8 protein-coding genes are annotated in these 15,529 nt (G+C 43.6%); all 8 read right to left on the minus strand.

All coding sequences use genetic code 11. From position 1 onward, the window contains the following. Nucleotides 1-2 precede the first annotated feature (2 nt). Nucleotides 3-3,140, minus strand: coding sequence for an efflux RND transporter permease subunit (locus HFD99_RS08860; protein WP_123797728.1), 3,138 nt, complete (start codon nt 3,138-3,140; stop codon nt 3-5). Between the two features lie 351 nt (nt 3,141-3,491). Then, the gene (locus tag HFD99_RS08865) at nt 3,492-7,508 is read right to left on the minus strand and encodes an S-layer homology domain-containing protein (protein ID WP_044786146.1); all 4,017 of its coding nucleotides are present in this window, start codon (nt 7,506-7,508) and stop codon (nt 3,492-3,494) included. Between the two features lie 190 nt (nt 7,509-7,698). Then, nucleotides 7,699-8,829, minus strand: a complete 1,131-nt coding sequence (locus tag HFD99_RS08870) for a glycosyltransferase family 4 protein (protein WP_019688811.1) — start codon at nt 8,827-8,829, stop codon at nt 7,699-7,701. 137 nt (nt 8,830-8,966) lie between these two features. After that, nucleotides 8,967-9,728, minus strand: coding sequence for a WecB/TagA/CpsF family glycosyltransferase (locus HFD99_RS08875; protein WP_016822899.1), 762 nt, complete (start codon nt 9,726-9,728; stop codon nt 8,967-8,969). Between the two features lie 8 nt (nt 9,729-9,736). Further along, nucleotides 9,737-10,873 carry a polysaccharide pyruvyl transferase CsaB gene (csaB, locus tag HFD99_RS08880; protein WP_123797729.1) on the minus strand — a complete coding sequence of 379 codons (1,137 nt, stop codon included), beginning with the start codon at nt 10,871-10,873 and terminating at the stop codon, nt 9,737-9,739. After that, on the minus strand, nt 10,849-12,864 hold the full coding sequence (locus tag HFD99_RS08885; RefSeq protein ID WP_123797730.1) for a DUF5693 family protein: 2,016 nt from the start codon (nt 12,862-12,864) through the stop codon (nt 10,849-10,851). The genes csaB and HFD99_RS08885 overlap by 25 nt, the downstream gene beginning before the upstream one ends. 260 nt (nt 12,865-13,124) lie before the next feature. Continuing rightward, a complete protein-coding gene (locus tag HFD99_RS08890) occupies nt 13,125-14,843 on the minus strand; it encodes a phospho-sugar mutase (protein ID WP_025366007.1) in 1,719 nt (572 codons plus the stop codon). Between the two features lie 97 nt (nt 14,844-14,940). Then, nucleotides 14,941-15,387 (minus strand): 3-hydroxyacyl-ACP dehydratase FabZ, encoded by a 447-nt coding sequence (gene fabZ / locus HFD99_RS08895; protein ID WP_013373420.1) that lies wholly within the window; start codon nt 15,385-15,387, stop codon nt 14,941-14,943. Between the last annotated feature and the right edge of the window lie 142 nt (nt 15,388-15,529).

A 15,529-nucleotide genomic window follows, 5' to 3' on the forward strand; every position in this document is an offset into this window, starting at 1 on the left:
CCTTATATATGAACACTTTTTTGTAGTTTCGCTTCTTTTTTCAGTTGTCTCTTTGCTTGTCTTTTCAGTTTACGATCTTTGCGTTTCTGGATAATATTATCCAGTATTACGTAAACAACCGGAATAAGAATCAGTGTAATCAATGCTGCGAAAGACAACCCGAACACAACAACAACTGCCATTGGGGCTTGTGTCTCATTACCATCACCTGTAGCAAATGCCATAGGAATCAAAGCAAGTACGGTAGCGAGTGTTGTCATCAAAATCGGACGCAACCGCTCAGATGCTCCATGAATAATAGCTTCATCTCGATCTTCGCCTTCTTTTCGAAGCTGAATAATGAAATCAATCATAACAATAGCATTGTTGACGACCAAACCGACGAGCATGATATAACCTGTAAAAGCCGAAACACTGAGGCTTGCTCCCGTTACAACTAGACCGATAAGTACACCAATTAACGTAGGCGGAATCGAAAACATAATAACAAACGGTGTGAGCAACGATTCAAACTGTCCTGCCATAACCATATAAATCAGAACTACAGATAGCAGAATAGCTATGGCCAAGTTTATAAAGGACTCCATCATTTGTTCATTTTGCCCGCCCCCTGTATCTGCACTATAGCCTTCTGGGAAGTGGGTGCTCTTCAAAAGAGCATCAATTTTTTGATTGACAGTTAAAATATCCCCTGATCCATCAATGTCAGCTGTAATCTGTACTTGACGCGTCTGATCTTCACGGGTGACACTATCCGGTACAGCACGTTTATCAATACTTGCTACCGAAGATAAAGGTACATCAATCCCTTGTGAAGTGGTGATACGTAATGCATTCAAATAGGACCAGTCATGGCGATCCTGCTCTGGCAAAGATATTTTCACATCAATTTGGTCATCACCTGTGCGATAGCTTGTTGCAACAGATCCATTAAAGGAAGTGTTCACAGCAGATAGAATTTGGGTTGCAGATAAACCATACTGACTAGCAAGTTCTCGATTAACGGTAATCTCATATTCTTCGCGAACCGCATTCAAAGAACTTTTTACATTGACCGTTCCCGGTATATTCTTTACGTCAGCAACGAGATTGTCTGAGAGTTCCCTCAGGACGTCCATATCGTCACCTTTCAGATTAATGTTCACAGCCGATCCACTCGAAAGACCCGTTGCAGACGCCAGTGTAATCTCTGCATCCGGAATACTATCGAATTTCTTACGAAGGCCCTCAACTACAGTATCTGTTGGCTGATGCCCATCCTTCAGCGTTACACTTAGTTGTGCCGAATTGGATGGAGCAGCCCCTGAATAACCAGAAAGACCACCAGAACCAACAGTCACTGTCATTTTGTCCAGATCAGGTACTTTCAGAATTTCTTTTTCTATACCTTGAACAACACTTTCAGTTTCCTCCAGAATTGTTCCGTTAGGAAGTTTCACTGTAACTGAGAATTCCCCAGTATCGGATTCTGGAATAAATTCAGCCTTAACCATAGGAATCAGAGCCCCAGCTGCCACAAACATTAATAACGTAATGATTAGAACAGATTTTCTATGATTAATTCCCCATTTCAGTATACGTCGATAGCCACCCTTAAATTTCTCAAATCCGATATTAAACCACACAATAGGGTTAATACCTTTATAAGTACCTGAAGAATATATGGACTCATCCGGTACGGTAGGCATCCAACGCGAGCCGAGCATTGGCACAATCATAAGGGATACCAGCAAGGCTGCTATATGAGAAAAGATAACAGTTAATGCCAACGGTTTAAACATAACTCCTGCAATTCCGTCAACAAAAACAACTGGTAAAAATACTACAATCTGTGCAAGTGCAGATGCCATAACGGCATTGCCCACTTGCTTGGAACCATCAATAGCTCCTTGTAGCATACTTTTCCCTTCATGTCGTTGCCTAAATATATTTTCAATAATAACAACGGCAAAGTCGACAAAGGATCCTAGTCCCAGAAGCAAACCGCTCAGTGATATAATATTAATAGTTTGTCCGGTGAAATACATCATCATAAACGTTGCTACGAAAGAAATTGGGATAACAATCGTAGCGATAATAGTAGAACGTACACTATTCAAAAATAACAGCAACACAATGGCTGCGATAATAAGCCCTAATATAGCATGCTCTATTAGTGAGTGTACGGAATCGCTAATGGGTTTGGATGCATCAGTTACCATCTCCAGTTGAGTTCCCGGAGGCAGATCCTTCCGTATTGCCTCTAAACTTTCCTTCACCGAATCGGCGATTGAAAGAGTATTTCCTCCTGTTGCTTTCGTTACAGATATATTGATACTCGGCTTTCCATTAAAGGTAGAGATAGTAGTGACTTCTTCTACGGAGTCTTCAACCGTCGCGATATCCTTTAATTTTACACTTCCCTTGCCTACAGGGATTGGTGTTTCGCCCATTTCTGAAACAGCTTTATATTCACCTTGAACGCGAAGTTGGATTTGTGTATTACCACGATATACAGAACCAGCAGAGCCAGCAACATTATTAGCCGACAGAGCTTGGCGAATTTGATCCAGCGTAATGCCATAGCTTTGAAGCTTGGCCTGATCTACGGTAATCTTCACAAGCCGTTCTTGTCCACCTGACATGTTGGCTGCAGCTACTCCCGCAATTCTTTCAAGCCGCGGCTCGATAATATCTTCAGCAATAGGCTTCAGCTTGTTAATATCCTGGTCTCCTGTGAAAGCCAGGGTAATAACTGGCGTTGCATTGAGATCCACTTTAAGGACACGCGGCGAATTTGCCGCATCTGGAAGAGAACCTCTAATCGTATCAACTTTATCCCTCATGTCGAGGGTGGCCTGGTTCATATCTACTCCCCAGTTAAATTGAATCATGACCATAGATGATCCTTCTGAAGACTCGGACGTGATTGTATCCACGTTCTCGATAGAAGCCAGACTCTTTTCAATAGGTTTAGTAACCAATTCCTCAACCTCAGTAGGTGTCGCATTTGGAATACTGGTCACCACTGCAGCGTAAGGCAGCTTCATATCTGGCATATACTCGACAGGAAGCCTTAACGCAAAAATACCGCCCCCGATTAGCAAAACAAGAATTAACATAAATACTGTTACAGGACGGCGTATTGAAAACTGAGACATCTCATCACTCCCCACTCACTTCTCTATGTAATATTTAAGCACACACATCCTCTACTACGATGAAATAGGCGTAAAGTTTCAGATAAATGCGCAAAAAAAACATATACAAAAATAATAAACACATTTTGAGATAAATTCTTAAAAAAAAGCAATTAATACACCCATTTAAGGCAAAGCTAAAATAAAAAATGCAGTAATGCTTATCCAAAGTTTTCATCTCATTGATATTATGGCATAGGCCCGTAATTCCAGTCAAATAGCTGATTTATAAAAAACATCCCTCTCATGTATATGAAAGGGAATTTCCATTTCTCATGGAGGGATGTTTGATAATTTCAGGTTTTTGAATGATTAAATTTTAGGAAGCAGTTTTTTATCAGCCATAACTTTAGCCACAATAATCGCTGCATCTCCACGCAAGGTCAAGGATGTAGGGTTAAACATATAACCTTTTTTCGGATCACTTGCATCTACAGGAGACCCTGTGATAAAGCCTTTCTTGGCGATAGCCAATACAGATGCTTGCGCGTAGTAATCGATCTTGTCCGCATCTTTAAAGGTCTTGGACAGATTTTTCATGATCTTGTCATGATCTGTTTCCAGCTTCAAATTCAATGCCTTGGCGATAATGACTGCTGCATCTTGACGTGTGATTACATCTTCCGGCATAAAGATTCTTGGTTGCGAACCTTTGACAATACCGGCACGCGCAGCTGTTTCAATATAACGATAATCGTAGAGCGCATCTGCGGATATCGTATTTGGAATAGACACGTCGTCGAAGTGCTTCGCTCCACTGAAATTAAGTGGAATTTGCAAACCTTTGACAATCATCGACGTGAATTCGCCTCTCTTAATGTAGCTGTCAGGTCCAAAGCTATTAATTGGATCCATTGGGTTCATAACACCTTTAGCCAAGATCGCTTCGATGTAATCTCTGGCGTACTTGTGCTTAATGACATCACTATATGTTTCTCCAACCTTAGCAACTACATAGTAGCCGAAACGATCAAACGGTACTTTAATGGTATGTTTCTTCGGATCCACCACACCACCAATGTTCTGCCAATCCTTCAAATCAGGATCAAAAAAGAACACTGTCATTTGTTTCCCTGCATCCTGAGCAATACTGCTATCATACGTTAGCGTCAATGTAGCACGCTTGGAAGGTACTAGCTCGTTAGATGGGTCACGCCAGTAGAAGTTTTTGATCTTGCTACTGTCATTTTGCGATTTGTTTGCCAATTGATATGGATCGGCACCATACGTTACGGGATCGTAAGCATCTGTTTTGATATCATCTGCTGTACCTGGGTCAATCCAGAATACTGGACTGGACTTGGTAAAGCGACTTGGGAAATCTCTGTTGAAGTATCTACTTCCATCAGCAATCAAACTCTGCATGTCGGACAATGCTTTTTCAGTTTCAAATTCATGACGGTCTACCACACCATCTTCGCTATTCGCGATCGCAAAGTACAAAGTATGACCAGAGAAAACCTGGTTTTTGAATTGCTGTGGTTGATCGTAATCCCGACGTATCAGGCTCGTTCCTTTCGCGAAAGCAAGTGTAAGATTACCATCAAACACTTTGTGCGATGTTTTCATCGCTTCCATGTACTGCTCGCCAGGAATATTAGTAGGCACATATTTAACAGTAATGGTCTGTTTTAATTTTTCCTTGCCAACTGTAACCACTACATCAATTTTATTATCTTTGTTGGCTTTTAGACCTGTTACGATGGCTTTGTAAGTTGATGGGTAATCCACAGTACCATCATAATCAGAGTCGAATCCTTCTTGAACTGCTGTTTCCTTACCTACTGTAACACTATCTGCATTACCTGCGTTTACAACAACTTGCACAAAGTTTTGATTCACGATCCGTTTTTCAGGAAGCGGACGCAAGATATCAAACGAAGTGGATTGACCAGATACTTGCAGCCGGAAAGTAGCAAACGGTCCGCTCTTGCCACTATTGTACAAGGTAATGTTATAAGCTACTGGCGTTCCATCTTGCGAAATAGTTTGGTTTTTCAATACAAAGCTGAAATACTTTTTGTCCGGATGGTAGTATACGAGCAGGTCTTTCAAATCTTTGCTTGTAAACTTATCCGTAGTAGCACCAGAGTTGTATGCCGTTTTGGCATCTTCTGCTGAGAAGAACTCGTTATTCAGCGTCCAGTTAACCTCACTGTCGTCTGATCCCTTAATCTCTAAAATGTATTGATCTTTATTGGCAATATCACTTAATGAACCACTTACCTGATCCGCTTTACCCAAATCAGCAATACTGAAGGTACCAAAGATATTGATATTTTTCAGAGATGTTTTGTAGTTAGTGTCATCTACTTTAGTGAAATTTGCATCTTTTGCTTTCGGTGCAATTTCGCTATACTTCGGCGTATTGCTCAGGCCGCTAACGGGTGTAAAAGGAATAATTCCTTGTGTGTTTGGAGCAGGAATTACTGGAATATTCGTTTGTGTAAAGTTTACTTTTACCGTATTGCTATACTCGATACCTGGCTTGAACACAAACTTGATTTCATTATTTCCGTTTGCCAGTGCGTTTGCAGCCGCTGTTTCGGAGGAAGCAGCCAGCTTAAAGTTCGCTCCTGAGCCTTCAAGGTCAACTAATACGTTGTTCACATACAAGAATACGTTTCGGTTACTGCCAGTATAGTGAATATCCGCTGCATTACTTACATCCAGCAATTTACCTTTAAAATAACCCAATTGATTCAGTTTATAGGTGTTTAAGTTTGCACTCGATGTATTCAACGGAATTTGTTGACCATCATAAATCGTATCGTATTTCATGAATGGACCCTGCAATAAGTTTACAGTTGCCTTAATCAATTTGCTTGAGTCACCATTCAGGTAGAAATTCAGGACGTTTTGTCCTTCTTTAGGCAAAGTATCTACATAAGCAACAACTTTCTTCACTTGTGTTGACTTACCATTGATTGTCCGAATCACATCTTGGGGTGAACCCACAGTATGAACGGATATCCCAGAAAGCTCGCTAATTGAACTAGGTGTACCATTAACAATGATAAACTCCATACCTACAGGTACAGATGGAGCATCTGTAGTCTTGTTCTTCATAGAACTTCCTGTTAATTTCATAGCTTCATCTATGGCAGCAGCTTGATCAGACCCGCTACCGTTAATTCTACTTAACAGCTGATTATTAAAATCAGGGAGAAAGTTCACGTCGTCAATATAAGGCTGAGTGCTACTGCGCAATGTAAATTGAACCGCAGATGCATTCGAACTCGTCCCATCTGCAAACCCTACACTCAGGGATGCACGAATCAAGTGGTCAGTTACGATACCATCAGGCACAGTTACCTGGAACGGATATACTTTGTAACCACTGGATGTAACAACATTGGCTGTATCAATCGTAGCATCAATTCCATTGGTATCCCCAATGGCGCTACCGTTATTGCTTACATCCGTAAATCTGGCATTAATTTTGCTCACTACTGGATCAGTTGCTCCGGAAGGAACCAGAACATTACCTTTCAAAACCACACCGCTTGTAGACGATACGGTAAAGTCAGGCGAAGTCGTCAGATCAGCAGACACATTGCCGTCCTTATTCAAGGTCAAATCAGAAAATTCAGGTTTACCGGTATATATCGTAATTTCACGCGTAACTGTAAGAGCCTGAGTTCCGTTATTCACTTTAATCGACACTATATTTTTACCCGGAGTGAGTACAACACTACCTGTTAATTTATAGCTAGTATAAGAGGAAACATTATACGTGTTACTACTTTTTGTAGAAGTGAGCGTTACACTGTCAGCATTAGGAGCTGTACCTTGAATGACTACCTTCACGTCATCTGTGCCGCTATTTTTTGCATCTGTCAGCACCGCCGTCTGATTCTCTAGCAACTGCTGGGTTTGGCCATTCAGCGTAGCAGACAGATCATACAGCTTAGGTCCATCCTGATACTCAATGTAAATGGAATCCTTCATTTCAGCCGAATTTTGACTGCTTTGGAATGTAATTCGGTTCAAACCAGGGAACAGTTTAATATCTGAAATTTGAATTGCAGAGCCATTGACCGTAATTCCGCCCTTTTGACTCTCATTTTTATTAACTACTGTAAGGTTTGTTCCATTTTTGGAGAGTTGGAATACACTATAAGATATAGTACTTCCATTCACTCCGTTAATCGTACCGTTAACTGTAACACGGTCGGTGTTTACCATTCTAGCCGAATCCGCATCATATTTTTCATTTGGAAAAATGAAATAAGTTCCTGTCGCAGCATGAGCCGTACCTACCAGGGCCGCCGGCACCAAGCCAATGATGAGACCAACCGTCAGCAACATGGATAGCAATCGTTTCAAATCATTGTCCTCCTTTGATTCTGTCGCACCTTGGGGTACGTAATCATTCATTACTTTTTTTATCGGTAGCAAACATACAAAAAATTAGTAAATTCTCAAAAAAGGAGGGAGTTTTTTTACAGCAAACATCAAAAAAGCCTTCAAACCCGCGGTATACCGCTAAGCTTGAAGGCTTACATTTAAATTAAAATTATAATTTCGATCGCGTCTGGGAATCTGGCTTAGCCAACAACCGAATTAGTGTGTTAAGAACAGGACGTTTGGTTTTGCCAACGAGCCCAATAACTTCTGCCCCGATCTGTAGGAAGAACATCATGATACATATCACGACAAAGGTGACCCAGTTGGCTTCATTAAGCGCAGCCGACGATTGAATCACGGCTAATATACCGAAAAATACAGCAATACCGTAGATAATCAACACCGTCTGTCTGTGGCTGAAGCCTAGTTCGCGTAAGCAGTGATGCAAATGACCTTTATCCGGTGAGAATATCGGTTTTTTCTGCAACTTGCGACGAATAATAGCAAAGAATGTATCTGACAAAGGCACACCGATAATAATCAATGGCGTAATAAATGATACGATAGCAATTTGCTTGAAACCAAGCATTGAAAGCATAGCCAAAGAAAAGCCTAAAAATAAGGACCCTGTATCACCCATAAATATTTTTGCAGGATGAAAGTTGAAAAACAAAAATCCGATAATACTGCCCAACAGTACAAGGCAAAGCATGGCTACCATGTAATTGCCCATTAGTAGTGACATCACAGCGATCGTTCCAATCGCAATTCCTGAGACACCTGCAGCCAGTCCATCCAGACCGTCAATCAAATTGATTGCATTGGTCACACCTACGATCCAAAAAATCGTAAGCGGAATGGAAATCCAGCTTTCTAAAGAAGAGTATGCATCTTGAAAAGGTACATTTACAAAATCCACACGAATATCAAAAGCAAACACGACCATACACGCCACGGCAATTTGAGCCAAAAATTTCAATTTTGCATTAAGATCAAGACGATCATCGAGAGCACCAATCAATGTAATCAGCGTACCGCCAATCAGAAAGGCTGCAATAAAGTTAATATCCCGCGAGGACAGCATTCCGTCAGGCACAAAAGGTAACATCGCCAATAAGGACAACAGAAATGCCAAGAAAATCCCCAGACCGCCAAGACGCGGCATAATTCGGGTATGTACTTTTCGGGCATTCGGCACATCGACGGCTCCAACCTTCACAGCGAATTTCTTGACGAGCGGTGTCAGTAACAGCGCAAGTCCCAGTGCCATGATGAAACCAATAATATAGATCAATAACATTTGATCATTCGACCCCCAATTTTAAAGCAATGCCTTTTCAGATGTAACCGCATTGAATTATACTCTGATCAAAAATAAATACCAAGCCTCATATTCTGGCAAATTAGCGGGTTTTAAAGGCAGATTCAAGCTATTTATCACACTTTTGTGACGTTTTCTTTTTCACGCATCACTTTCACTGCGAATTTCGGCAACGCAAGCATTCTTTTGTAACGAGTGGGCTCTTTTAGGAGTCTATATAACCACTCGGCTCGTAGCTTTTGAAACAGTTTAGGTGCGCGTTTTGTTTTGCCTGATATAACATCAAAACTACCGCCGACCCCCATCATCACCGGCACACCAAGTTTATCCTTGTATTTACCAATCCAAGGTTCCTGTGTGTCCGCTCCACGTGCTACAAACAACAAATCAGGGTTCGCTTCACGAATAGCCGCAATCACTGCTTCGTCCTCGTTAGGACCAAAAAAACCATCGCGCTTGCCACAAACCGTAATTCCAGGATAAAGCTCATGTACCCGCTGAGCGGTCGCCTGAATCACTTCAGGCGTCGATCCAAGTAAGTAAACTTTCCAATGATAGTTTTCTCCAGCTGCGAGCAATTCATGTAACAAGTCAAAACCCGCCACCCTCTCGGGTACAGGATGCCCAACATAGTTTGCAGCCCAGACCACACCAGTTCCATCCGGAACAATCAACTCTGCCTGTTTCATCACATTCATATACACTGGATCTTCCAATGCAGCCATTACCATAATCGGATTGGCAGTGATCACTTGATGGGGGCGGCGAGACTTCACCGCCTGAATTAATACATTTAATGTATCTTTCATATTAAGCCTTGATACCTGAACACCGAAAATCGGGACGGTAGGCACACTCGTAACCTTATCAACTGTCACTGTATCCATCATCCTTTGCGACACAAGTAATTAACGATATATTGTGCTGGTAAGCGAGCCTCACTTTTTAACAAAGCAATTGCTGCCCCCTGGCTCTCAATCCATTGACTGCGCTGATCCAGCAGTCGTATGGACTCATTAGCCAACTTTTGCCCATCCAGTGCATCTGTAGTACCTACAGGCTGGCTACCAACACGGCTGAGGAAATGATCAATTTTGGGATCGTAAGAAATCCCCAACGGGGGCACCTGATGGGACGCTGCATAAATTAAGCTGTGCAGCCTCATCCCGATCATCAAACTACATCTGCTGACTTCCAAAAGCATCTGTTGCGGATCGGTAACTTGTTCACACATGCTGACAAGGCTTCCCGTCCCCCTAATATCCCCCAACAAATCCATTACCATCCTTGAAGCCTGTACGTCGTCAGGTAAATGGAATGGCAAGAAACGCAAGTGAACACGGCGTTCCGCGGCTAATCTTTTTAAGCCATCTGCAATAGCCGTTAAATCGCGTTGTTCCTTATCCCAGTAGCGTACAGACACACCAACAACCGGGAGTTTATCCTCATCAGTCTCAGTTGCTGCATTATGTAGCTCGGAACCAGAGGGCAAAGGAAGCCCCATTACAGGGTCAGGAACAACATGAACAACCGGGCGTTTCAGTTTCATGGTACCCAGCAAAGCAGCAGATTGCTCATCTCTGACGGAAACATATTCACAGCGTTGAAACACAGATCGGATCATAGGATAAAATATCTTCCGCTGTACCGGGCCCATGCCCTGAGCGTATACAAACGTAGGCTTTCCAGCCCATTGAGCCAGTTTCAGAATCGCTAGATAATAAGGAATGCTTTTAGGGCTTGTAGCATCCTGGAGCAGACTCCCGCCGCCACTAATTAGCCCATCGCTGTTTTTAATCGCTCTCCGCACTTCTCCTAGGCTCATACGCGGAACAGCTTCTACTCCGTACATTTTCTGTGTCCAAGCAGGGTCAGAAGATAGAACAACAGGCTTGACCGTAAGCCCCGCCTGACGACTCTCCTCTTCTAAAGCAGTCAGAATCGACATGAGCACCGCTTCATCCCCACTATTGCGAAACCCGTAATAACCCGAGATTATTATCGTTTTAGCTGTGGTGACCATTTCTTCCAACATCCTTCCAGCACTTGCCACACGACAATTGCGATGATTCCCAGCACCAGACCCAATCCCAATCCCAACAGCCCGCGACTAAGCGAGAGTGCAGCTGGAGAGTGAATGTGAGCGAAGGTATCCACCATCGAGGCTTGACCAATAGCAGCTATGATCAGCAAATAGATTGCTTTGCGATATTTCAAAGCCAAGAATATCCCTGCAATAAACAGTGGGTGAGCCATTAAAAATTCCTTATTACGCGGGCGTACACCAAACGCATTCTCAAGGAAATTACGGAAAACCAGTTCTGTGTTCGACACCGTACCTGCGTTTCCAGTACGAGTCAAATAGTAGTAGCCTGCCGCTGCGATAACAGCCAATGCGATAACCCACAATACAGTAATCGGCGTACGTAACAGTTTGGAGATTTCCTCCCGTATAGAAACGCCACGATAAAAGAAAATATAAATCGCAGCCAAGAAGATCGGCAGAATGTGAAGCAAGCTTACACCTCTAAATTGGTTTAACACCAGACTGTAGGCAATGCTGTTCAACAGTGCAATAACAAAAGGCACTGCAGCCAGCGACAAGATCGATGTCTGTACGTATAGTAAAAGCGTTTGACTCAAACGTTGACCTACAGAAAGTTCAGGCCCCTGTTCACGTTTAATTCTGATCGTACGCACTGCAATGATCATTGCAACCGTAGGTCCGCTAATCGCTGCGAGCAGCGCCAAACCTTGTTCCATTAAGCTGGAGTTCAAAACATAAAGCCCTGCAGAGCCTACCAAACCGAGTGCAAATGCAAGCAGAGTCAATGCCGGAACGAAATAGGACACCATTATGGAGAAGAAAGCTAGTGCACCCAGTACGACGATCATTTTGAGATAGCGCTGAATGGAGGAATCGACCACTTGGAACGGTTCAGCTTGTCCAAGTTCAAACCCTTTTTTCTCCATTCGTTGTACAGCGTTGCCCGGTTTGTCTAAGCTGTGAATCAGGTTGTCAACCGAGTCTTTCACCTTGGCCTCAGCAACACTACGACTAGGCGCGGTATTCAGATACAACATGCGAATATTCCGATCCTTGGTGGCCAGTGCAAAACGATCGGCCAACGTTTCCACATCGAGCGTTGCATCTTTATCACTTAGTGAGTAGAGACGCACAACATTATAATGGATATCGTAAGCGAGCTTATTGAAGCCTGCCTGCGGTTTTTTTAAGTTTTCAATAGCAGCTAGGCCAATATCGTATTTGTTCAGCAATTTAGCAAATGCCGCTAAGCTATGCTCTTTCTCATTATCAGTAAAGCCTTTGACTGAATCACCTTCAAACAAAATGCGTTTTACACCATTTTGCTGAAAGGAAGCCAGCATCTCTTCCGTCAACTCCTGGTTATAGGGAAGGCTGTCACTCATGCGTGGAACAATAAAAAATCCTTTGCTCCGAAGCTGCTTCATAGCAATCGGGTCAGGCTGCATAGGCTTGAGATACGCATCCTCGGGGGATGTTTCCACAACAAGCCCCTCCTGTCCCTGATAACTCCACGGCTTTACGTTGATGCCCAGACTTGTAAACGTACGTAAAATTAACGGCTTTAGTGCCTCAGCATTTTCTTTGTCAGCGAAAACAACGTACGTATAATTCTCATTTGCAGGTGAAAGACGTTTTTCTAGATCCGCAACATTCTGAGTCGTATATGTTACAATACGGCCCGCTTTACGGAAATCATCCAGCGTACTTTCATACATCGCCATGCTGTTCACACCAGCCTGTTGTAAGCGGTCAAGCTGCTCATTCAGATAGTCCTGCGGATGAGCCTGATACGAAGCCGCCTCCGTCAAATCCCGATAATCGAATACAATCTCTACTTTTTTACTCGAGGATTCTGTCTTTACACGATCGGCGATGACTGGAATGGAAGCCAGCAAGCCAACAGCGACCAGAATCCACAACCATTTTCGAGAAGCCGTATTCCAATACTGCCATTTCTGATACACCAAAGAACCTCCTTAATATTCGGGATTTTGCAAAATTCAATGCTGCCCACTTGCCATTCTGCCCTTTAGGTAGGTCACTCATTGAATTTTGCAAAATCCTCCGTTGCCGGAATAAGCCTATTTTTCCAAAGCCTCTTCCAGGTTATTCTGCAATACAGAGAAATGACCTCCACGGCGTACTGCCCTTTGCCGTGAGAGGTCACCGATTACTCATTTCATATCTAATTACCTTAACCTATTCTATTATAAAGGGAATTTTCTCAAGCGTCTACGCGAGCCATAACAGCATTGACCAGCTGACTGATTCTTTGCTCCGCGTCTGACAGCGAGGAACCACGTACTGCAAAATATACCTTGATTTTAGGCTCTGTGCCCGAAGGACGCAGGCAGAACCATGAACCGTCCTCCAATAAAAACTTGAGTACGTTTTCCTGCGGAAGTCCGTCCAGGCCTTGAGAGTAGTCCAGTACTTTGTCTACCTTCACACCTGCAATCTCTTGTGGTGCGTTGCTGCGCCAATCCGTCATTTTGCCCTGAATTTGCTCTACTCCATCCTTACCCTTGAGTGTACGAGACTCCAGCTTCTCAAGGAAGTAGCCAAACTGCTCGTACAGCTCTTGTAAAACATCATAGAGCGTCTTGCCTTGCGTGCTGTAATAAGCAGCAGCTTCAGCGATCAGCATGGCCGCCAAAACAGCATCCTTGTCACGAGCATAATTCCCTGCCAGATAGCCGTAGCTCTCTTCATAGCCAAACAGGTAGGTATACTCGCCAGTTTGGTCAAACTGGTTCATTTTCTCGCCAATATACTTGAAGCCAGTTAGCGTGTTAAACACTGTTGCTCCAAAATGCTCAGCAATAACTGCACCCATTTCGCTAGTTACGATGGTTTTGATAACTGCACCATTATTTGGAAGCTTGCCGGTTTCTTTCAGTTGATTCAGCAAGTAGTAAACCATAATGGCGCCGGACTGATTACCGGACAAGACCACATATTCGCCATCACGGTTTTTCACAACTGCCCCCATACGGTCAGCATCAGGGTCTGTTCCGATCAACAGATCTGCACCAATTTTCTCACCCAGCGCAATGGCCAGCTTGAACGCATCACGTTCTTCCGGATTAGGCGACTTAACGGTCGAAAATTCTGCATCTGGCTGCTCTTGTTCAGGCACAATATGCACCTGTTCAAAACCGATTTTTTCCAGCACACGACGAACAGGTATATTTCCAGTGCCATGAAGAGGTGTAAACACAACTTTGAAGTTCTTGCCCGGTCCAGCTGCAATCAGTTCTCGGTTCACACTCACACTGGCTACCGTATCTACAAACGCTTCATCTTCCTCTTCTCCAAGCCAAACCAACAATCCCTGCGCCTCTGCTTCTTCACGTGTCAGACTTTTGATGTCAGCAAAAGAAGGAACCTCACGAATATAGCCAATCACCTTTTCAGCCTGATCAGGAACAAGCTGACCACCTTCATTATTGTATACCTTGTAACCATTATACTCGGGAGGATTGTGGCTCGCCGTTACAACGATTCCTCCACTGGCTCCCAAATGACGTACACTAAACGAAAGCTGTGGCGTTGGACGCAAGGAAGGGAACAACTTAGCTACGATACCATTGCCCGCCAACACCAAAGCTGCATCCAAAGCAAACTCTGGCGAAAAATGGCGCGAATCATGTGCAATGACAACTGAAGGTTTTCCTTCTTTGCCAGCATGCTGCTCTAAGATATAGCGAGCGAGCCCTTGAGTCGCACGTCCAATCACATAACGATTCATCCGGTTACTGCCTGCCCCGATCACTCCACGCAGACCGCCTGTACCGAATTCCAGTTCTTTGTAAAAACGATCCTCTAGTTCCTGGTCATTGCCTTGCAATGCGCGCAACTCCTGTTTGGTTTCTTCATCAATATAAGGGTCTTGCAGCCAGCTCTCAATGCCTTCTAATGCTTTTTTACTCAACTGCGTCATACGGAATTTCCCCTCTCCATTTTTGGGTTGTCAAAACAGGATCTCTATGTACACATGCACTCGGTTCAGACGTCGTGCTTATGTCGGCAGGGCTTGTCTATTGTGGTGGGTCTGATAAAGCAAACATAATCTCGCCCTCAGCTACTACCGTGTCGCCCACTTTCGCCGTAGCTTTCCCTTTGCCAAAAGCGCCTTTGGAACGAGTAATTTCCACTTCAAGTGTCAGCGTATCCCCAGGGACTACCTGTCCACGGAAACGGAAACCGTCCAACCCTGCCAAAAAGCCGATTTTGCCGCGATTGCTCTCTAGGTGCAGTAATGCGACTGCTCCGACTTGAGCCAACGCTTCAGTGATCAACACACCAGGCATAACGGGATAACCCGGAAAATGTCCAATGAAATGAGGCTCAGTCATCGTTACATTTTTAATGCCTACTGCTCTCTTCCCTTCCTCCAGTTCAATAATACGGTCCACCAACAAAAATGGCGGTCGATGCGGAATAATCTCCTGAATTTGATTAACATCCAATTGCAATTTGTCCATTTAGCTTAATAACTCCTCCCGCTTGCAGATTTCACTCTGTTCAGCCAGAGTTACTGCAAGCATAATATTACCCCGCTAACGCTGTATAAAAACAGCTCATCACGGCAACAATGTTAGATATCCTTCACCTACTGCAGAAGTG

Origin of the sequence: Paenibacillus sp. EKM301P, from assembly GCF_011800295.1 — a bacterium.
Lineage (GTDB): Bacteria > Bacillota > Bacilli > Paenibacillales > Paenibacillaceae > Paenibacillus > Paenibacillus polymyxa.